The sequence below is a fragment of the Pseudomonas batumici genome (assembly GCF_036585405.1).
GTDB classification, from domain to species: domain Bacteria; phylum Pseudomonadota; class Gammaproteobacteria; order Pseudomonadales; family Pseudomonadaceae; genus Aquipseudomonas; species Aquipseudomonas batumici.
Genome location: NZ_CP144470.1, coordinates 1 through 20,067 on the forward strand (window position 1 = coordinate 1; position 20,067 = coordinate 20,067).

A 20,067-nucleotide genomic window follows, 5' to 3' on the forward strand; every position below is an offset into this window, starting at 1 on the left:
TCCTGTATCTGAGGAAAAATAGGTCTCTGCCTATAACACTTTCTGCGATTTCAAGAAAATGATTCGATTGGATGATGTGGAAATTTTCGCTCGATCAGTTGAGTCTGTGAGCTTCTCTGAGGCAGCACGTCAGTTGAACATTTCACCGGGCCTGGCCAGTGCTGCCGTGCAGCGGCTGGAAAAGGAATTGAACACGCGCTTGTTCACGCGATCGACGCGTAGCCTGCAATTGTCCGAAGATGGTGAACGGTTTTTACCCCACGCACTGGCCTTGCTGGAGGCGCAACGGCAGGGGCGCGCGGCGTTGGCGTACGACCATTGTGAGCTGTCGGGGCCTCTCAGGCTGTCGGTGCCTTCCGATTTCGGCCGGAATCTGATGCTGGCCTGGATGGATGAATTTCAACACCAGCATCCCAGGCTTTCGCTGTATGTGCGGATGAGTGATCGCGCAGCCGACTTGATGCGCCAGCCCCTCGACGCCGTCGTACGCTACGGCGCGCTGGCCGATTCATCGTTGGTCGCCTTGCCGTTGGTCGAGAACAATCGCCGCGCATTGTGTGCCTCTCCGGAATACCTGAAACGGCATGGCCTGCCGAAGAGTGTCGATGACCTGCGTCAGCACAACTGCCTGCGTTTCGTGTGGAGTGAGCAGGTGCACGAGCGATGGCGTTTCACCCTGCCCGAGGGGGAAAGAACAGTGGCCGTTTCCGGTGACCGCATCAGTGATGATGCCGATGCTGTTCGCCGCTGGGCGATCGCGGGGAAGGGACTGGTTTACAAATCTCGTCTGGACCTGATCCCCGACTTGCTCGCTGGACGGCTTGTCGATGTATTCCCCAGCAGTTATTGCGAACCTTCGCCCCTGCATCTTATTTGCGCCCATCGTTCCCGACTGACGCCGGTGATCACGCAGTTGCGAAGTTTTTTGCAGGAGCGTTGTGAGAGGCTTGCCGCAAGCTGCGTGCAGCCCGCAAGGTAGGAGTTGAAGCACCGCATCCAGCAGTGGCGGGCGCTCGGCGTGGATCGTGCGTGAAGCCCTCTCTCAGTATGTGGAACGTGAAGAGGCCCGGGAAGGCTTCAAGCAAGAGGCGCTCGCAATAACTCCTGTACCCGGGCACGATTGGCTGTGCCCCAATCACAGAGCGGCACCAATGCGGCTGAGAGTGACTGCCCAAACTCAGTGATTTCATAGTCAACCCGAGGCGGCACCTCCTGATAGTCACGTCGCTGGATGATCCCGTCCCTAGCCAGTTCACGCAGTTGCTGGATCAATACCTTTTCGCTGATGCCGGTCACCAGACGTTTAAGTTCACCATACCGGCGCGGGCCTCCGTTGAGGTGGAACAGTACGATGGGTTTCCATTTGCCGCCGACCACCGACAACGCCACTTCCAAGCCGCAATCTTTTTCTATCGAGCTCATAGTCATAATCCTGGTACGCACCTTTAGGTAGGTACTACCATAACAGAATGTATCAGTGCAGACTCGACCGGAGTTCAAAAAAACCGGAGAACGAAATGAGCAAGTTGACTGGAAAGATCGCTGTCATCACCGGCGCCAATAGTGGGATCGGCCTGGCGACAGCCAAGCGTTTTGCAGCCGAAGGCGCGACGGTGTTCATGTGCGGTCGGCGACAAAAAGAGTTGGACGCGGCAGTGGCTGAAGTTGGCAGTAAGGCTCGAGGAATCCAGGCCGATGTCTCCAATCTGGCGGATCTGGATCGCCTGTATGAGATCGTGAAACGTGAGGCTGGCTCCATCGACGTGTTGTTTGCCAACGCAGGCGGTGGAAGCTTCGCGCCGCTCGGGCAAATCACCGAAGAGCAATTCGATTCCACGTTTGCTACCAACGTAAAGGGCACCCTGTTCACTGTGCAGAAGGCCCTTCCGCTGCTCAAGGACGGGGCTTCGGTAATTTTGACCGGCTCGACCACACAGATCACCGGCACGCCAGCTTTCAGCGTCTACGGGGCTTCAAAGGCAGCGATTCGTAACTTCGCTCGTAACTGGATCTTGGATTTGGCGCCGCGCAAGATTCGCGTCAACGTACTGGTGCCCGGCGCCACATCGACTCCCGGATGGCACGATCTGGCGACCGATGAACAGGCTAACCGGGAAATGATTCAGTTCGTCGAAAGCACCACTCCGCTGGGCCGCCTGGCACGCCCAGAAGAGACTGCCAATGCCGCATTGTTCCTGGCCTCAGACGAGAGTTCTTTCGTGAACGGCAGTGAACTGTTTGTTGATGGCGGGTCGGCACAGATCTGACGCAAGCACCTGCATGGAGTCCAGCTGTCATGGGATGGGTATGCTGGTCCCCTTAGGCCTGAACCAGCGCCTGATATGAAGTGAAAGAAGGTCACTCGGTACCCATCTCAATCTGAAACGCTTACATCGCTGCATTCAGGAGCGCTTTTATGACCCAGAACGCCTACTTGTCAGGTGTGGCCTTTATCGACGAAAAAATCGTTCCCATCAGTGAAGCCAAGATCTCAGTACTTGATTGGGGGCTGCTCCATTCGGACGCAACCTATGATGTGGTGCATGTCTATGACGGAGCATTTTTCCGACTAGACGACCACATTAAGAGATTTGAGAGCGGCATGGCTCGGTTGCAGATGAACATCAACTATAACGCCAACCAGTTGAAGGACATCTTGATTCGCTGCGTCCGACTTAGCGGCCTCCACCATGCCTACGTAGAAATGGTCTGCACACGAGGTGTTCCCAAGCCCGGCTCACGGGACCCGCGTGACTGCGTCAATCAGTTCTTTGCCTTTGCAGTACCATTTTCCTGGATCGCCAATGAACGACAGCGTGCCGAGGGCTTGAAGCTGCACATCTCCGACGTCCAGCGAATCGATCCGGCCGCCGTGGACCCGACAATCAAAAACTACCACTGGATGGACCTGACCAGAGGGTTATTTGCCGCCTATGAGCGCGATCAAGACACAGCGGTGCTGGTCGATGGCAAAGGGAACGTAGTGGAAGGGCCAGGGTTTAACATTTTCGCGCTCGTCAAAGGCAAATTGGTCACACCCGCGAAGGGCATTCTCATGGGAATTACGCGTAGGACTACCATCGACCTCGCTCACGAAAAGGGTATCGAAGTTGCTGAGCGTGAGTTAACGGTACAAGAACTGCGTAACGCCCAGGAAATTTTTATTACCAGCACCGCCGGGGGCATCATGCCGGTCACGCAGGTGGATGGAATGTTCGTAGGTGACGGCGCGATTGGACCGACCACCCAAACAATGATCGATGCGTACTGGAAAGCCCATTCTGATCCTCGATATTCCACTCCTGCTTACTGAAATAGGAACCGCGGCGTCAGTAAGCGGAAATCAGAAAAAAGCCACTCAGATGAGTGGCTTTTTTTGCCCTGTTGTTTCCAGTTTTAGGCTCTGTACGAAATCCTTTGAAGCCGCTGCCGCTCATCCTCGCTCACGCGGGGAACACAAAATGGTTTGTGTCAGGCAGTGTGCCTTCTGATTGGAGGCTTACAGATGCCACTCCAGGTTGAGAAACGGCGTGTTGGCCTCGGTGCCAGGTGTGTAGGCAGAGTTGTTACCGAACTTGTTCTTCCAATATTCGTAACCCACCCCGGCAAAGAAGGTATCTTTCTTGCCGAAAGTGAGCTTGCCCACGTCCACTAGCAAGCTGGCGTGTACAAGCGTCTCGCTTACGGTGTCGTTACCGAAGCCGTCCTTACCCTTGGGGGGGATGAAGTTGGCAAAGCCCTTGAATTTGAGCGGTACCGAACCGAGCTGGAATGGAATGCCCCAGGCGGTTTCCAGGTAATAAGTGTCGTTGAAGCGGACATCGTGCTCCTGGGCGGACGACAAGCCATTGTGGTTGCGCTCGGAGCGGTACATCACACTCAAGTCCCAGAAACCCGGGACATCGAAATTGATAGTCGGACCGATGACGAGCATGCGTTTTGCCGGCGCGAAAGCAGTGTTTTTGGTGTTCCAGTCGAAGCCGCCCGAGAGTGACCAGTCCCTGACGGGGCCCCACTTGAAGTCCTTGCCGGAAATTTTGTTGAGTGAAAGTTGATGGCGATATATCGCATACACTTCGGTAGCGCCGTTGCCGCCACCGTCGGCCGGATCTTTTTTATCGGAAAAGAGCACCTGTACGTCAAGGAAGTTGCTGCCGTATTTGTACCCGTCAACATGAGTGAACTCGACGATGTTCTTGGCTATTGGGCCATCGATACCCGGCTCCGCGAAGCGGGTGCCATACCAGTAACTAATAGCGTTGTCGCTCCAATCAGCCGCCTGTACTGAAGTGGCCGCACTCAACAACAGGGCACTGATGGTCAACGTCTGGCGGACAAGCAACTTGCGGCTCTGCATCATCTATTTCCTTGAGTGGTCGTCCCTGTCGGCTAACAGGACTGTTTTTATAGGTGCCGAGGTGATCTCGCAGCTGTACAAATAGTCTGAGCAGGTTGGGGCCCCATTCCCTACTCGATTTCAGAGCGCACTCACCCCTGTCACAGCGAGTGTGCTGTTTCGTAATCAAGGTTTCTTATGCCCGCAAGGCCATTGCCTCACGGGCTCGCTGTATCGTGTTCAAACTATCGAGCGGTGCGTGACCGTATTCAGGCTGAATCAATGCTGGCACGAGTGCTATCGGTGGTACTTGTTGCTTGCGCATCGGTTGGGTGATGGGAGTGGTGCACCTCCGCCACGTCGCTCACCAGGGCAATCTCTTTTCCGTCGCAGTCGTGCAGTTTGCCGTCGGCGAAGTAGTCGCCTTCACGCAGCGCCGCCAAGTCCTGGAAGCGCAAGGTCCGCTCGGTGCCGGCGGCAAATACCGACTGCTGGTCCGAGTTGCCGGCGGTGAAGTGGTTGAAGAGAAAGTTGAGCATGATCGCCATGATGGCCGACGAGCTGATGCCGGAGTGGAAGATGGTCGCGAACCAACTGGGGAAGTGATCGTAGAAGTTGGGGGCCGCGATGGGGATCATGCCGAAGCCGATGGAAGTAGCGACGATGATCAGGTTCACGTTATTGCGGTAATCGACTTTGGACAGCGCACGGATACCACTCGCCGCCACCGTGCCGAACAGCACGATACCGGCGCCGCCGAGGACGGGAGTCGGCACGGCGGCGATCACTCGCCCCATTACCGGCAACAGGCCGAGCACTACCAGGAACACACCGCCCGTGGCCACCACGTACCGACTTTTGATCCCGGTTACCGCCACCAGCCCGACGTTCTGGGCGAAGGCACTTTGCGTGAAGGAGCCGAAGATCGGCGCGATCATGCTCGACAGCATGTCGGCCCGCAGACCATTGCCCAGACGCTTGGAGTCCACCTTGGTGCCGATGATTTCACCGACCGCCAGGATGTCTGCGGAGGTTTCCACCAGTGTCACCATGATCACGATGCACATCGACAGAATCGCGGCGAAGTGAAAGGTCGGCATGCCGAAGTGGAACGGTGTCGGGAAGCCAAGCATCGGCCCTTGAGTGACCGTTGAAAAGTCTGCCATGCCGAGGAACGCCGCGATCACGGTGCCGATCACCATGGCCAGCAGGATCGACAAACGGGAGATCGTGGCACTGCCGATCTTGCTCAGCATCAGCACCAGGCTCAGCGTCAATGCCGCCAGCCCGATGTTCGCCATGCTGCCGAAGCTCTCGGCGTGACTGTTGCCACCCATGGCCCAGCGCGCGGCCACCGGCATCAGCGTCAGGCCGATGGTGGTGATCACGATGCCGGTGACCAAGGGTGGGAAGAACTTGGTAATTCGGGAGAACACCGGCGTGATCAACAAACCGATCAAAGAGGCGGCGATCACCGCTCCCAGAATTGACTGAAATCCGCCCTCACCAGCGCTGCTGACAATCGCCACCATGGTCGCGACACCCGAAAACGAAACACCTTGCACCAGCGGCAACTGACAACCGAAAAACGGCAGGCCGAGGGTTTGCAGTAATGTCGCCAGGCCCCCCGCAAACAGCGATGCCGCAATCAACAGACCAATATCTGCCGGAGAAAGCCCGGCCGCCTGGCCGATGATCAGGGGGACTGCAACGATACCGCCATACATGGTCAGAACGTGTTGCAGGCCGTAAACCATATTCGCGCCGACCCCGAGGTTTTCATCCTCGGGCCGTTGGTGTGAAGCGGAGGGCGTTTTCATCGTGGGGGATTCCCTGGTTTTTTGTTATGCGCACACTGTATTCAATGCTCAAGACAAATGTCCATATGATTGTATACAATTTGTGAGTCGCAGGATCGACAAGCATCCACCTCGGCCCCGTTCAAGCTGCCTATTACGCGCCCCGACGCCGCTACAGCCCATCCAAAAAAAGAGCAGATCGCTTGATCTGCTCTTGAGGGAGCGACACTTGCCTGAAAAGCGCTTTTGATCGAAACTTCGCACTCGTCCCCCGCGGCGACCCTGGATCAGCAGACAGGGCAACACTGAGCTGGCGAACCTGAACCCAACTTTCAGAGGAGCCGGCAAATGCCTGCGACCCGTACCTGGTTAAAAAATCCCCTCGCAATCTTCACGGCTAACGACCTCGATGCCCGTGGCGGCCTGGTACTGCAAGACGGCTTGATCGTCGAAGTGCTCAAGCAAGGCCAATCACCCGTGACGCCCTGTGGACAGGTCTTCGATGCCCGCGAGCACGTGCTCTTGCCGGGGCTGATCAACACCCACCATCACTTCTATCAAACCCTGACCCGCGCCTGGGCACCGGTGGTCAATCAGCCGCTGTTCCCCTGGCTGAAAACCCTCTACCCGGTCTGGGCCCGACTGACACCGGAAAAACTCGCGCTGGCGACCAAAGTTGCCTTGGCCGAACTCTTGCTGTCGGGGTGCACCACTGCCGCCGACCACCATTACTTGTTTCCCGAGGGGCTGGAAAACGCCATCGACGTGCAGGTCGATAGCGTCCGTGAGCTCGGCATGCGCGCCATGTTGACCCGGGGCTCGATGAGCCTCGGCGAAAAGGATGGAGGCCTGCCGCCACAGCAAACCGTGCAGCAAGGGGAGGTGATTCTCGCCGACAGCCAGCGCCTGATCGCCGAATACCACGAACGTGGCGAAGGTGCACAAATCCAGATTGCATTGGCACCTTGCTCGCCGTTCTCGGTCACGCCGCAAATCATGTCGGCCAGCGCCGAGCTGGCGAACAAGCTCGATGTGCGCCTGCACACCCACCTGGCCGAAACCCTCGACGAAGAAGACTTCTGCCTGCAACGCTTCGGTCTGCGCACCGTGGATTATCTGGATAGCGTCGGCTGGCTCGGCCCGCGCACCTGGCTGGCCCACGGCATTCACTTCAACCCCGACGAAATCGCCCGTCTCGGCGCGGCGGGCACCGGTATTTGCCATTGCCCGAGCTCAAACATGCGCCTGGCGTCGGGCATCTGTCCTACGCTGGAGCTGACTGCTGCCGGCGCACCGCTGGGATTGGGCGTCGATGGTTCGGCATCCAATGATGCCTCGAACATGATCCTCGAAACCCGCCAGGCGTTGTACCTGCAACGGCTGCGTTATGGCGCGGAGAAAATCACCCCGGAGCGGGTGCTCGGATGGGCGACCCAGGGTTCGGCGAAGCTGCTCGGTCGCAGCGATATCGGCGAACTGGCGGTGGGCAAACAGGCGGACCTGGCATTGTTCAAACTCGATGAACTGCGCTTCTCCGGCAGCCATGACCCGATCTCGGCGCTGCTGCTGTGTGGCGCTGACCGCGCGGATCGGGTGATGGTCGGCGGCAAATGGCGAGTGATCGACGGGCAAGTCGAAGGACTGGATCTGAAAGGTTTGATTGCCGATCACAGTCAGGCGGCGCGGCAGTTGATCGCCGGCGTCTGACCGGATGCCATCGTGGTCAAGTCCTTGCCATTGCATGGACTTGACCACTCAATACTCGCAGAATCGCCACACACCACCTATGTTCATGGCAAGGAGCCTGAAGTGAGCATTTTCTGATGATGGTTTGACACCCGCGTCGAGGGATTGCGCCGCCAGATAGCTGCGCAATCCCTCGACGCGGGCCTGATGGCCGAGAAACACCGACAGGTAAAAAACAGAGCTATTGTCGATCAGTAGCGATAGGTCAACTGCACCGACAACTCATTGGCACTGTTATCGTATTCGGCACTATAGCTCGGTTGAAGGCCTGAGTTATTCGACTGTCTTACCGAGGCGGTGGAGTCCCAGATATAAGCATAAGCAACGTCTATGGTTATATCGGCATTCGGCGAATAACCTGCGCCCAGGGTCAAGGTGTTGCGGTTGCCAACCGGGATTCGCACGCTGCGGTCCGCATTTTGAACGGGGGAGGGGTCGTAGGAGTAACCGGCGCGCAGCAACCACTGCCGGTCAAGTTGATAGGATGTACCGACCGCGCCAGCCCAGGTGTCGTGCCAGTTCAGTGTCTCACCGACACTGCCTAGGCCGAAACTCTGCCCAGCCGCGGAAACACCGCTATTGATGGCCTCGAACTTCTCGAGACGGCTCCAGCGTGTCCAGACGGTGCTCAGGTATCCGCTCCAGCGATCATTGAAATGATGGGTAATGGAGGTGTCCAGTGATTCAGGCGTATCAAGCGCTATCGTGGCGTTATATTTTCCGTTCAGGCCGAGCGCTGCGGGTGCATCGGCAACCTCGGTTTGTCCTTTGAGGTCATAGCTGACCTTCGAATGATAAGTCACGCCCCAGCGGGTTGTATCGTTCAAGTCAAACAGGACGCCAAGGTTATAACCAATGGCCGTGTCATCTCCCTTGATGGTGACCAATGTCTCTTTGCCGTTGTTCAAGGCGCCGGTGGCCAGATTGTTCTGGAGCTTTGCATCGAAGCGGTTCAGCGTCGGGCCGCCACCAATAGAGATGTAATCATTGACTCGGAAGGCGAGGGTAGGTTGCAGGGTGATCGCCTCGGTCTTGCTATAGGCGCCAAAATAGCGGCCTTGGAAGCTGCTCTCATAATTGTTGACCAGGCCGAACGGAACATAGAGCCCCAGGCCCGCCGAGAAACGGTCGTCAAGGGGTGTTGAAAAATAGGCGAAGGGAACGGCGGCCAAGGGGACGGAGTTGCCCCTGCTCGTTCCTGTGGCATTGCTCTGGACGTCGCTGATGTTGTCCTTGATCGAGAGGACCGAGATCCCGCCGCTCAGTTCGCTGCGAGGCAACTTGGTCAGTCCCGCGGGATTCCCGTATATCGTGCTGGCGTCCAGCGCGGATGACGAGCGTCCCGCATAGGCGGTCCCGGCACTGCTGGTGCTTTGTTCATTGAGCGTAATGCCATTGGCCAGTGCCGTTGTCGACGTGCCGATCATGGCAACGGTATAAACCAGTTTGAGCCAACTAATGGGCGTTTGATGAGTGCCCAGACAAGGTGCTACGCGACGCTTCTGATTCATGATGTTTACCTCGTTATTGTTTTTGTCGATTGCATCAGGCAGATGACGCAGGCAAGGCTTCGCCTTTCCGTGCACTTCTGGGTGGAAGTCGGATTTGATCTATTGCTTGATAAACCCTGGCAGCTCAGTGTCAGGGGGTATTACTCGGGATTGCAGAGTTGGACTTGTTTTCAGTCAACCCAGTCAACTTGAAAGCTGTAACACCCCAGGAGAGGGGCAAGCACTTTCTGGTGAGTTCCGGCTCGGATGCGAACCAAAAGTCCTCGGTTATTGTCTTGCACGACGTCGACTGCAATGCCGGAGAGTCCAAGGTGTTCGATCTCCTGCCGCACGGCGCTGGCGACCTCTCGTTGCTGCAGGGCGGGTTTGAATATCTTGCCTACCGCGGTCAGGGGGAGCGCCTCCAGTATTTCAATGCGTTTGGGGATGGCGGCGCGCTCGCTGATGCTGAGTTTGGCGAACGCCAACAGTTCTTCGGAGCTGCAGAATTGTCCGGGCTTCAATTGGACATAGGCGACGGGTACCTCCCCGGAATGGGCGTCAGGACTACCAATGGCGGCAGCCAGTGCAATCGCAGGGTGTGCCTGCAAGGCCTCCTCGATTTGCTTGGGGTCGATATTGTGCCCGCCGCGAATGATCAATTCCTTTTTGCGCCCGGTCAGCCAGAAGTAGCCCTGCGTATCCTGGCGGCCCAGGTCGCCCGTATTCAGCCAGCGTCGGTTGTCGATATCGATCCACAGTCCCTGGTTGTGGTTCTCCTCCAGATAACCGTCGAACAGGTTGGGACCGGTGATCGTGATCACGCCGACTTCGTCGATGCTCGCGTCGCGCAGATACTCTCCGGCATCATTCAACAGCACCACGCGCATGTCCTGGTACGCCAGGCGTATCCCAACGGAGCCAATACGTCGCTCGCCATGGGGAGGATTGACGCAGGAAACACAGGCGCCCTCTGTGAGTCCGTAACCTTCGAGGACCCGTACCCCGGTCTGGCGCTCGAACTCTCGAAATAGCTCTACCGGCATGGGGGCAGCGCCACACAGTGCATAGCGCAGGCTGGACAGATCATGATCGCGCGGATCGTTTTTCAGCAGTGCCGCATAAACAGTGGGCACGCCGGAAAAGAAATTGATACCGAAATGCTCGACCATTGCCCAGAAGTTCGGGATGACCCCGGGATCCCGGTAGCCCTGTGCCGTACCCAGGATGACATGATCACCCTGGGTCCAGGGCATCAGTCCCGTGACCAGTTGTCCGTTGACATGGAAGAGCGGCAGGCCGCAAAAGATGACCTGGCCGTTGCTGCGTGGCTGTAAATGTGTCGCCATGGACCAGGCGTTGAACACTTCCGAGCCATGGGTGCGTGCGGCAATCTTGGGTAGCCCGGTGGTGCCCCCGGTACAGAAGTAGGAAGAGCGTTCTTCAGGGCGGATTTGCCTAGCGCTCTTGAGGTGAGTCTCTGGCTGGGCCGCCATCAGCGTGTGCAAGTCGTGGATCACGGTATGGCTGTGAAGGGCTCGTTCCTTCTGCGCCAAGGTTCTGAGGGTGTCGCGTTCAAGCTCGCTGGCATAGGGCTCTGTGCTGACCCAGACGATGTGTCTGATTCCGGGCAGGTCGTTCAACGGGTCGGCCAACTTGGCCCACAGGGTGTTATCCAGGCTCGGCGCCAGCGTCACCAGCACGGAGGCTTTGGCCGAGCGCAGCAAGCTGGCGATCTGCTTCGCTTCCAGCAGTGGGTTGATTGCCATGACAATGCCCGCCGCTTCACCACCCCAGATGGTGAAATGGGTCTCTGGCAGATTGGGCAGGATGAACGCGAGGACTTCTCCCGGGACGATGCCCAGGTCGTGGAAGGCATTCGCCGCGCGGGTGATTTGCGCGAAGAGCTGGGCATAGTTCCATTCGAAGGTACGCGTGAAGTGGGTAGCGTCAGGAAAGAAGCTCAGCGCTGGCGCTTGAGGATTGCGTTCTGCGGCACGGCGCAAGGCTTCATAGGTGCTCGGCGCCAAACCTCGCTGCGAAAGTGGCATTTGTTCGAGGTTGCTGATGTCTGCCAGGCTCTGCACGGTCATCAGAGTTCTCCCACTACCCGGTTGCGCTGGACGCCCAGGTCGATCAAGCCGTCGGTGCTACGAATATGTGCCTCGACCCTGTCACCTGGCTTGAGATATTGAGAGCGCTTCTCCTGGACCTTGAGGAACATTTTCCACTTGCTGGCTTCCGGTAGCAGGGCCGCGATACGTTGCTTGCCAGGGGAGGGGACGCTCAGCGCGCAGCCAGCCGGCGTGCCGGTGGCAAGCAGGTCGCCTGGGGCAAGATCCTGGACGGATGAAAGCTCTGTCAGGGTTTCCGCGGGGCCGTAGACCAGGTTGGCGGTACTGTCGCTTTGGCGCACCTGGCCGTTGACTGTCAGGCGCAGTTGCAGCGCCTTCAGGTAATGCATGTCCTGGGGGCCCAGCAGGCAGAGGTAGGGGCCGACCGGGCCAAAGGTACGGAAGCTCTTGCCTTTGTAGAACTGCATCTGGGGAATCTGGATGTCACGGGCCGAGTAGTCGTTGACGATGACGACGCCGGCGACGAACTCATGCAGGTTGTCGTCGGTGACGGAAACGGGGCCGGTGATCGCGCGTTTCATCACCAGGCCCAGTTCGATTTCGTAGTCCAGGAAGCGCACATTGCGCGGCTTGATCAAGTCGCTGTCCGCCGCCACCAGGCAGCTCGTCGCTTTGGTGAAGATCATGTTGAAGTTCTTCGCATCGGGGTCCATGCCCGACTCGATCATGTGCTGGCGGTAGTTGGCGCCCTGGCAAACGAACTGCTGATTACGGGTTACCGGGGACAGCAGTTTGACTTCGTTCTCGGCCAGCTCGACGCCCTTCAGTTGAAGCAGGTCGTCGATACTGTTCTGGCCGATGAACTCGCCGGTCGTGGCAAAGTCTCCTGGAATCGGCGTGATCAGGTTCTGACGTATGACCCCCCAGCGGACGGCATCTTGATATTCGAAGCGGACAATATGGACAGCGGGCATTGAAGGCACTCCTGAAGCATCGTTCGCCCGTTTTGTCGGGCGGAGTTGTTGTACTGGGCCAATCTGGGGCAGGGGGGCGCACGCGCAGCTTGCTCCAGCGCACCGGCTGCACGCGCAGCGCACCGGGCAGACGGTCTTATCCGAACAGGCGGAAAAGCGTCATGAGCTTGCGTAGCGTCAAGTCCGGGCTGTGTCGCAGATTGCGAATCAGCGCGCGCAGATTGACCAGCGTCAGCTTTGGCTGCGTGAAGCTCTTGGGCATGCGTTGCCCCCATTGCGCCATGGCCTCGCGGCTGACCGCATGAATGCCGGTGGGCTGCGTGGCGGTGAAGAGGTCGCCGTCACAGTAGTGCTCGTGCTTGTCACCCCACGGGTCCTGCCAGTAGTCGAAGATCTGGCTACCCAGGATGTGCCGGCCGATGCCCCATGAGTGCTGCCAGCCTTGCTCCCGCAGGACGCGCTGACCCATGCCCACGGCATCGGCATCGACCAGCTCATAGGCGCTGTGGCTGTAGGTCGCCGTGAACCCCTGGGCAATGGCGAGGGTGTGGTGGTCCGTCGGAATCTCGCCGCGGTCCAGGCGCATGAACGTGACGATGGGGGTGCCATCCGGGAGAACCTGTATATCGCTGGGAATCAGTCCGAAATGCTGCGTATACCAGGCGCAGGTGGCTTGGTAATCGGCAACCTCGATGACGACATGGCCGAGGCGCAGTACTTCCGGGGGGGCTACCGGGGGCCGCTGAGCCTTGTTGATGCGTGGCTGCTTGTCCGCGAGATTGAACGCAAGAGCGGACCTGTGCGGCAGGGGATCGCTGGCGGACTGTCCATGGATGGCTTCCACAATGAATCCGGAGGGATCCCGCAGCCGGACCTGTTTGCCGATACCCGGATGCGTGATGGGCTCGACGGACGAAGCCCCCTCGGTCTCGGCCAGGCGATCCAGATCAGCCTCGCTGCGAACTTCCAGTCCGAAGCCGAGAAAGCGTGCCTGGGCGCCCCGATGAATGCGGTAGCAGTAGGGTGTGGGGTCGGCTGCCCGGAGATAAAGCGTATCGGCATCCTGGTGACTGATGGTCAGGCCGAAGTCGCTCAGAAAGCGTGCCGCGTCATCAAGGTCCGGTCGCTCGAAGATGAGGTGGGTAAGACGTTGGGCCTTGACTGTCGGGGCAGGGTGCCGGGCAGGTTGCAGCGTCTTCAGTCGAGGTACTGCGGTACTATTATTCATTGTTTTTCCTCTCCGAACTTTTTTCGGGCAAAGCCGCGCCCCGCCCCATGCATAGCAGGGGTGAAAACCATCTCGGCAGTGAAGGGCTAGTCGAGCGCGAGGAGCGCGGGCAGTTCCTCAGTCGCCAATCTTCCAGCCTCCTGTGCGGGCACTCCCAGTGCCCGGAGCACGAATTCCGCAGTATCGGCGCTCGCATCGCGCCAGGTTCTATGACCTTCCAGCACCAGGAACATCGCGCCCAGTACACTGCTGGAGATCAGCGTAATGACCGAGAGCAGTTGCTCTTCTCGGAAGCTGTAGCACCCGCTGGCAAGCCCCTCCAACAAGTCCTTCGTGGCCTGGCTGGCGAACATCTCGCGTAGCGAGGCGTTACTCATCGCGAATCGATGAATGAAGGTGCCCCACTGCGGCTCCTCATGCGTGCGCCGGATGAAGAAGCGGATGCCGTTGGCAAGGCGGTGAGCAGGGTGGGTGAGGGTCTCGAAACTTTTGTTGACCCGTTCGTGCATTTCAGCGCTGAGATGGGCCGCAACCGCTTCGAACAGCTGCTCCATGCTTTTCACGTTGCTGTAGATCGTCCCGCGAGCAACGCCAGCCTCAAGTGCAAGATCGCTGATACTCACGTCAATGGCGCCGCGCTCGGCGAAGAGGCGAAGGGCGGCTTGATGGATGCGCCGTTGTACCGGATTCAGGGATTCCACGCTTTATCTCCAGGCTCGTCTGAGAATGTATTGAACACTCGTGTTCAATTATGGTCAACGACTTTTTTGAGCTGGAGAATGTTTTTTATCGGGATACCTGTATCTACGGGCGTTAATAGGGGCTGATTATTGGTTTTTTGGCTGTCGTGCCTGTGAGATTTTGAACATTGGTGTTCATTTTGTGAGGGCGTCTGGATCCTGGTCGACCGCTGCCAGGGCGGGGAGCGGCAGGCTGGCGATTTTCCTGGCTTTCGCAGGTGTAGCGCCCAGAGCCTTGAGGATCATTTCGGCGACCTGGATGTCGTGCTCCGCCACCATGCGCCCCTCGACAATGGCGCGCATTGCCCCGGTCGTGCATGACAGCACCAGGTCCAGGGCGATGCCTATGTCTTCGAAAACGAAAGCGCCCTCACGGCGCCCTTCGCGCAGGTCATCCAGCACATGGGCGGCCAATCGCGAGCGCGTGGCCTGGCCGAAATGAATGATGCGCAGCAGCGCACTGGCCCACGGGGGGTCATCGGCAGCCCGACCGATGAACATGCGCACACCGATGGACAGCCGCTGAGCGCCGCTGTGCACCTCTGCGCTCAGGGTGGAGATGGTGTCGGAGAACTCGGTGGCCATGGCGATGCCCACCGCCTCGAGCACTTCGTCGCGAGTGCGGAAGTAGTTGTAGATGGTGCCGTTGGAGACCTCCGCCTCCGCGGCGACCTCGAACAGGGCGATCTCCCCCACCTCCTTGCGCGCGATAAGGCGTCGTGCTGCATCCACCAGGCCGCGCCGGGTGCGCTCACGCTTTTTGTGACCTCGCGTGAGCGCTTGGGGGGCGACTGATTCTGCTGCTGGGGCGGAGGAGGGCATTCTCAGGCTCGTAATCGGGGAGGCTCGCTGATGGTAACGGAAACGCTATCAACAATGGAGTCATGGCTCGCCATCAGGTCAATGCAGGTTTGAACCAGTTGGCCGGCTTCAACGCTGGGAGCATGGTGCATGATGAGGCGGTCGGGACGTACCACGACCAGGGTGCCCTTGGCCGCCAGCGGCAGGAGGCCATGGTTCAGGTCCTCGATGAAGGCGCAATCGCCCTCCGGGCGCTGACCGCATGAGCCGATGTGCAGGAAGTTGCCGCCGGCTTTTTTCCAGGCGCCGACTTGATCGGGGGACAGCAGTGACAACGGGTCCACGCCGAATCCGATCAGGGTGAGGTGGTCCCCGAGCGCATCGTCACTCAGGTGAACCTGTTGTTGGGCGCTGCGAACCCAGGCCTGGGGAAAGAGTCCTCCGCGAACCAGTTTGTCGCCGCGGCGATGGGGGGCGAAAAGGCCGTTCTTGAAAATGTTCTTCGGTTTGATGTCCAGCTCCTCGAAGTATTTCCGGGTGGCCGGCGTCAACGCGAGCAGGCGCATCAGGCCATGGGTGAAGAAGGCCGCCAGCTTGTTCCTGGGCATGACCAGGCGCCCCATGAGCTTGGCCATGTCGATCATGGCCTTTGCATGCGGCCGGCGTTCTTCGTCATAAGAGTTCAACACCGACGCCGAGGCTTGGCCGCGCAGGACCCAGGCGAGTTTCCAGGCCAGGTTGGCGACATCGCGAAGCCCGGCGACCAGACCCTGGCCGACGAAAGGGGGCGTGATGTGGGCGGCATCGCCTGCAAGAAAGACGCGTCCCTTGCTAAAGCGGTTGCAGCAACGCGCATGGAATCGATAGACCGCCTTGCGCTCGATCTTGAGCTGTTGCGGATCGACCCAGGGCGCAATCAGCCTGGCGATGGTTTCCGGATTTTCCATCTCCTCCCGCGTCTCACCCGGTTGCAGCATGAACTCCCAGCGCTCCCTTCCGCCAGGCGCGGGCATGTGCGGCGTGGGGCGTTCTGGATTGCAAAGGAACTCGATATGGTCGATCGCTGAATGGTGCCGATTGCCGGCATCGACAATCAGCCAGTCCTCGGCATAGGTCTCTCCTTCGAAGTCCTGGCCAATCAAGGTTCTGACCCTGGAGCTTGCGCCATCCGCACCCACCAGGTACCGGGCGCGAATAGAGTGGACTTGACCCTCCTGGTCCCGTACAGAGGCGAGGACATAGCCCGGCTCCTCGATCAGGCGTTCGAGTTCGAAGCCTCCCAGGCTGGTCACCGACTCGAACTGCGAGACCTGTCCTCGCATCGCCTGCTCAAGGTCGGGCTGATAGAAGGTCACCAGTTTTGGGTGGCCGTCAATGCATCCGGTGGTATTGGCGCGACCGAAATCCCCGAGGACCGGGGAGCGCATCCGCACTTCGGGGATCACGATCTTCTCGAAAGCGTCCTCCGTCAATCCGGCGAGTTGCAGGATGCGCAACGCCTCGTTGTCCAGGGCGATGGCGCGGGGCATCAGCAGGATCTCATGGCTCTTGTCCAGAACCAGCGTCGTTATCCCGTAGCGTCCCAGCAGTGCCGCGAGCGTTGCACCTACCGGGCCGTAGCCCACGATCAGTACGTCGACTGCGCTTGGCGGCAGTTCGCCTGCTTTCTTGTTATTCATACCGAGCCCTTGTTGTGGTTGTTTGTGGTCGTGAAACGCGACGTTTCATCCTCAGGCAGCATCAGGTTATGCAAAAATGAGATTTGTTTCAATATTGATTGATGTATCATTATTGCGTGGTCGCTCTTTTGCCAGCATGGAACGCCCAACTGTTTTCATCTGAGCCTGTAGGAGTCGCCTGTGGTGCGTGCGCAGTGTCATCCGAATCCACTCCGGATCCGCTTTGTCGGTTTTGAACTCGATGAGGCCAATGCCCGTTTGTCGAGTAATGGCGAGGCCGTGGCGCTGGCGCCCACACCTTTCACATTGTTGTGCGTGCTTGCGCGCCAGCCGGGATTGCTGCTGAGCAAGGACGCGTTGCTCGACGCGGTCTGGGGGCACCGATTCGTCAGCGAGTCGGTGTTGAAGACCGCGATCAGCGATCTGCGCACGGCATTGGGGGACACGCCCCGGCAGCCGCGATTTATCGAGACGGTGTCGCGGCGCGGCTATCGCTTCATTGCCACACCGTCCCCGACGCCGTTGACGCCCATGTCCCCTTCGAGAGCGCCGGAGGCTGACACGCAGCCGACTCCGTTCGTCGGTCGTGTCGCTTCGCTTTCGCGCTTGCAGCGGGCCTGGGACCAGGCGCAGGGCGGTCAGCGTGCCGTGCTCTGGCTCGCCGGCGAGCCGGGGATTGGCAAGACCACGCTGATCGAACATTTCATTGCCGGCCTTGACGGTGTCACCTGCGCGCGCGGTCATTGTGTGGAGCACTTCGGTACGGGCGAACCGTACCTGCCGGTGTTGGAGGCCATTGCCGGTTTGTGCCGCGTCGACCCGGCGCTGCCGACGCTTTTGCGCGCCGTGGCACCGACCTGGCTGTTTCAGCTGCCATGGCTGAGTACTGCACAGGAGCGCGATGCGTTGCGACACGAGCTCGCCGGTGTCGGCCCGGAGCGTATGCTGCGGGAAATGGGCGAGTTGCTGGAGCGCTACACGGAACAGCGCCCCTTGTTGCTGGTCACCGAAGACCTGCATTGGAGCGACAGGGCGACCCTCCAGCTCATCGACTACATCGCCCGGCGACGCGGTCGCATCCGCTTGATGTGGTTGGCGAGCTTTCGTGTCGCCGAGGTGGTGGCACTTGACCACCCGCTCAGTTCGTTGCGTCACGAACTTCGCTTGCAGCGGTTATGCGAGGAGGTGGTGCTCGATCCGTTTTCGGAAACCGAGATCGCCGATTATGTCGCTGGGCGTTCGTGCTCGCTCGCTCGCGACGAAGCATTCGTGCGTGCGCTGCACGATCGCACCGACGGCGTGCCACTGTTCGTGTCGTCGCTCCTCAGCGAAGTGATGGAGGGCTCGGCCGATGACGCCACCGTCGAGGCCCGGCTGGCAAACCAGGCGGTTCCCGAAAGTCTGGCGGCCATCATCGACCACTATATTGCCAAGCTCGCTGGGGAAGAGCGTGACCTGCTCTCGGCGGCGGCGATATGTCGAGGTGATTTCCGGGTGGAAACGCTTGCGCTGGTCCTCGAGCGCGACCTCGCTTCGTTGGCCCATGCCTGCGAGGCGCTGGTTCGCGGGCGGATGTGGCTCACGCGGTCGCGGAGCGCCGACAGTAGCGACGCATCGGCGCTACCTTACGCGTTCCGGCATGCGCTCTTGCGCCAGGTCCTGTACGACCGTACGCCACTTTCACTGCGCGTTCAGCTCCATCGTCAGGTCGGTATTGCCCTCGAGCGTGAGCGGGCTCTCGGTGTGCCGGTCGCGGCGTCCGAGCTGGCGATGCACTTCGAGCGGGCCCGGCAACCGATGACCGCGCTGCGCTATTACGCCGAAGCCGCGGAGACGGCGCTGTCGCACTTCAGCCCGGCCTCGACGCTCGGCCTCACTCAGCAGGCGTTGATCCTGCTGCGGCAAGTGTCTGCCGGGTCGGAACGCGATGGGCTTGAAATCACCTTGTCCACGCTGCAAGGCGTGGCGGCGTTTCAAACCCTCGGCGTCGGTAACGAAGCCGCTGACGCCTTCGGCCGCGCCTATTCATTACTGGCAGAGGTACCCGAACATCCAATGCGTGGACGCCTGTTGCACGGGTTCGGTTACTTGCTGAGCCTGCGTGGCGACTATGCGCAGGCACTGGCGGTGGCGGCGCGCGCCGAAGCGCTGTCGTCCGGATCGGACGATCCGTTATTGATGTTGGCCGCCTGTGTCGTATACGGCGAAGTGTTCCATCTTCAAGGGGACACGCAGGCCGCCCGCGGCTGGATCGAGCGCGCCCTGGCGATCGCCGGGCCGTTGGACATCCGGGCGAGCGAGATCTTCGCGGCTGATGCCCAGGTCACGTTGCTCGGCATGCTGGCCCTTGAACTGCTGCGTTCCGGTTCGCTCGTGCAGGCTCGATCCTGCTTGCAGCGGGCGCGGACGCGTGCGCAGGCGCTACGCCAGCCGATGACCAGCCTGGTCGCCGCCTGGCAGGAGGTGCTGATCGAGGTGCGGATGGGTAACACGCTGCGTGTGGCCGCATTGGCCGACGCCATGCGGGCGCTGGTCGATGAACACTCGCTCGCGCTGGGGCACGCGCCCTGTCGTTGGTGGCGTGGCTGGGCCGATGCTCGCAACGGCTCGCCGGTCGATGGCTACCGTCGCATCCGCGCGGCCTTCGAAGAACATGCCGGACTCGGCATGCGCTCCGGTACCAGCGAGGTGCTTGGCTACGCAGCCGAGGCCATGCTGCTGGCCGGCGACTGCGACACCGCGAAAGCCGAACTGGAGGAGGCGCTTCGAGTGGCGGACGAACTGGGTGAGCGGGTGTATCTGCCGCAGCTGTTCCTGTTGGACGCGGCGATAGCGCGGGCTCAGGGTTGCCCCTATGCCAGCAGTGTCGCGGTGCGTCGCTCGGTACGGGAGGCGCGTGCCCAGGGGGCGCCGTGGCTGGAGTTGCTCGCGCTTGTCGAGCTGTGCGCAGAGTGCGACGCCACGGACGCGGAGCGTCAGGCCCTGGCAACGCTGGTCGAGCAGCTGCCGGAAGCCGAAGGAACCGAGCCGATGAAGCGTGCGCGATTGCTGCTTCAGGTGGCTGTTCCGGCTTGACAGCGCCCGTGGCAGTCGGACTCCGGTTGCGTCGGTGTTTTGCACGAGACCGGTCGCGACCGGACTCTGACCCTTTGCTTACAACTCGATCCGGGGACCGGTTTAGGCTGCCGTCGAACCTTTT

At 59.8% G+C, this 20,067-nt stretch carries 15 protein-coding genes and 1 pseudogene; 6 read left to right on the forward strand and 10 right to left on the reverse strand.

Annotated features, from left to right (window positions below):
- The first annotated feature begins 58 nt into the window (after positions 1-58).
- Positions 59-979: a LysR family transcriptional regulator gene (locus NUH87_RS00005; protein ID WP_338524104.1), complete on the forward strand. Its 921-nt coding sequence runs from the start codon at positions 59-61 to the stop codon at positions 977-979.
- Between the two features lie 34 nt (positions 980-1,013).
- Positions 1,014-1,097, forward strand: a pseudogene (locus NUH87_RS00010) (CopG family transcriptional regulator); the annotation flags it as partial.
- On the opposite strand, the gene NUH87_RS00015 reads toward NUH87_RS00010, so the two are convergent.
- Positions 1,078-1,422 (reverse strand): helix-turn-helix domain-containing protein, encoded by a 345-nt coding sequence (locus tag NUH87_RS00015; RefSeq protein ID WP_338524105.1) that lies wholly within the window; start codon positions 1,420-1,422, stop codon positions 1,078-1,080. The pseudogene NUH87_RS00010 and the gene NUH87_RS00015 overlap by 20 nt on opposite strands.
- Positions 1,423-1,517: 95 nt before the next feature.
- Between NUH87_RS00015 and NUH87_RS00020 the strand changes: the two genes are divergently transcribed.
- A complete protein-coding gene (locus NUH87_RS00020; protein ID WP_338524106.1) occupies positions 1,518-2,267 on the forward strand; it encodes an SDR family NAD(P)-dependent oxidoreductase in 750 nt (249 codons plus the stop codon).
- Positions 2,268-2,416: 149 nt separating this feature from the next.
- Complete coding sequence (locus NUH87_RS00025; RefSeq protein WP_338524107.1) at positions 2,417-3,313, forward strand: aminotransferase class IV; 897 nt, start codon at positions 2,417-2,419, stop codon at positions 3,311-3,313.
- A gap of 186 nt (positions 3,314-3,499) precedes the next feature.
- On the opposite strand, the gene NUH87_RS00030 is transcribed toward NUH87_RS00025, so the two are convergent.
- Both NUH87_RS00030 and NUH87_RS00035 read right to left on the reverse strand, forming a co-directional pair.
- The gene (locus NUH87_RS00030) at positions 3,500-4,360 is read right to left on the reverse strand and encodes an outer membrane protein OmpK (protein WP_338524108.1); all 861 of its coding nucleotides are present in this window, start codon (positions 4,358-4,360) and stop codon (positions 3,500-3,502) included.
- 245 nt (positions 4,361-4,605) lie between these two features.
- The gene (locus NUH87_RS00035; protein ID WP_338524109.1) at positions 4,606-6,156 is read right to left on the reverse strand and encodes a nucleobase:cation symporter-2 family protein; all 1,551 of its coding nucleotides are present in this window, start codon (positions 6,154-6,156) and stop codon (positions 4,606-4,608) included.
- Between the two features lie 327 nt (positions 6,157-6,483).
- Between NUH87_RS00035 and NUH87_RS00040 the strand changes: the two genes are divergently transcribed.
- A complete protein-coding gene (locus NUH87_RS00040) occupies positions 6,484-7,842 on the forward strand; it encodes an 8-oxoguanine deaminase (RefSeq protein WP_338524110.1) in 1,359 nt (452 codons plus the stop codon).
- 230 nt (positions 7,843-8,072) lie between these two features.
- Here the strand turns inward: NUH87_RS00040 and NUH87_RS00045 are convergent, their stop codons facing one another.
- The 7 genes from NUH87_RS00045 to NUH87_RS00075 all read right to left on the reverse strand — a co-directional run bounded on the left by NUH87_RS00045 (position 8,073) and on the right by NUH87_RS00075 (position 16,868).
- Positions 8,073-9,392 (reverse strand): outer membrane protein transport protein, encoded by a 1,320-nt coding sequence (locus NUH87_RS00045; RefSeq protein ID WP_422393894.1) that lies wholly within the window; start codon positions 9,390-9,392, stop codon positions 8,073-8,075.
- Positions 9,393-9,562: 170 nt separating this feature from the next.
- On the reverse strand, positions 9,563-11,464 hold the full coding sequence (locus tag NUH87_RS00050) for an acyl-CoA synthetase (RefSeq protein ID WP_338524111.1): 1,902 nt from the start codon (positions 11,462-11,464) through the stop codon (positions 9,563-9,565).
- Positions 11,464-12,420, reverse strand: a complete 957-nt coding sequence (locus NUH87_RS00055) for a fumarylacetoacetate hydrolase family protein (RefSeq protein WP_338524112.1) — start codon at positions 12,418-12,420, stop codon at positions 11,464-11,466. The genes NUH87_RS00050 and NUH87_RS00055 overlap by 1 nt, the downstream gene beginning before the upstream one ends.
- 136 nt (positions 12,421-12,556) lie before the next feature.
- The gene (locus NUH87_RS00060; protein WP_338524113.1) at positions 12,557-13,648 is read right to left on the reverse strand and encodes a VOC family protein; all 1,092 of its coding nucleotides are present in this window, start codon (positions 13,646-13,648) and stop codon (positions 12,557-12,559) included.
- 86 nt (positions 13,649-13,734) lie between these two features.
- Positions 13,735-14,349, reverse strand: a complete 615-nt coding sequence (locus NUH87_RS00065) for a helix-turn-helix domain-containing protein (RefSeq protein WP_338524114.1) — start codon at positions 14,347-14,349, stop codon at positions 13,735-13,737.
- A gap of 174 nt (positions 14,350-14,523) precedes the next feature.
- Positions 14,524-15,210, reverse strand: coding sequence for a TetR/AcrR family transcriptional regulator (locus NUH87_RS00070; RefSeq protein ID WP_338524115.1), 687 nt, complete (start codon positions 15,208-15,210; stop codon positions 14,524-14,526).
- Positions 15,211-15,212: 2 nt separating this feature from the next.
- Positions 15,213-16,868 carry a bifunctional 3-(3-hydroxy-phenyl)propionate/3-hydroxycinnamic acid hydroxylase gene (locus NUH87_RS00075; protein WP_338524116.1) on the reverse strand — a complete coding sequence of 552 codons (1,656 nt, stop codon included), beginning with the start codon at positions 16,866-16,868 and terminating at the stop codon, positions 15,213-15,215.
- A gap of 180 nt (positions 16,869-17,048) precedes the next feature.
- On the opposite strand from NUH87_RS00075, the gene NUH87_RS00080 reads away from it, so the two are divergent.
- Entirely contained in the window at positions 17,049-19,943 is a 2,895-nt protein-coding gene (locus NUH87_RS00080; protein WP_338524117.1) for an ATP-binding protein, read from the forward strand.
- Positions 19,944-20,067: the final 124 nt, after the last annotated feature.

Coding starts and splice junctions, on each gene's coding strand:
- NUH87_RS00005 (WP_338524104.1), top strand. CDS start 59: ATGATTCGATTGGATGATGTGGAAATTTTCGCTCGATCAGTTGAGTCT.
- NUH87_RS00015 (WP_338524105.1), bottom strand. CDS start 1,422: ATGAGCTCGATAGAAAAAGATTGCGGCTTGGAAGTGGCGTTGTCGGTG.
- NUH87_RS00020 (WP_338524106.1), top strand. CDS start 1,518: ATGAGCAAGTTGACTGGAAAGATCGCTGTCATCACCGGCGCCAATAGT.
- NUH87_RS00025 (WP_338524107.1), top strand. CDS start 2,417: ATGACCCAGAACGCCTACTTGTCAGGTGTGGCCTTTATCGACGAAAAA.
- NUH87_RS00030 (WP_338524108.1), bottom strand. CDS start 4,360: ATGATGCAGAGCCGCAAGTTGCTTGTCCGCCAGACGTTGACCATCAGT.
- NUH87_RS00035 (WP_338524109.1), bottom strand. CDS start 6,156: ATGAAAACGCCCTCCGCTTCACACCAACGGCCCGAGGATGAAAACCTC.
- NUH87_RS00040 (WP_338524110.1), top strand. CDS start 6,484: ATGCCTGCGACCCGTACCTGGTTAAAAAATCCCCTCGCAATCTTCACG.
- NUH87_RS00045 (WP_422393894.1), bottom strand. CDS start 9,392: ATGAATCAGAAGCGTCGCGTAGCACCTTGTCTGGGCACTCATCAAACG.
- NUH87_RS00050 (WP_338524111.1), bottom strand. CDS start 11,464: ATGACCGTGCAGAGCCTGGCAGACATCAGCAACCTCGAACAAATGCCA.
- NUH87_RS00055 (WP_338524112.1), bottom strand. CDS start 12,420: ATGCCCGCTGTCCATATTGTCCGCTTCGAATATCAAGATGCCGTCCGC.
- NUH87_RS00060 (WP_338524113.1), bottom strand. CDS start 13,648: ATGAATAATAGTACCGCAGTACCTCGACTGAAGACGCTGCAACCTGCC.
- NUH87_RS00070 (WP_338524115.1), bottom strand. CDS start 15,210: ATGCCCTCCTCCGCCCCAGCAGCAGAATCAGTCGCCCCCCAAGCGCTC.
- NUH87_RS00075 (WP_338524116.1), bottom strand. CDS start 16,868: ATGAATAACAAGAAAGCAGGCGAACTGCCGCCAAGCGCAGTCGACGTA.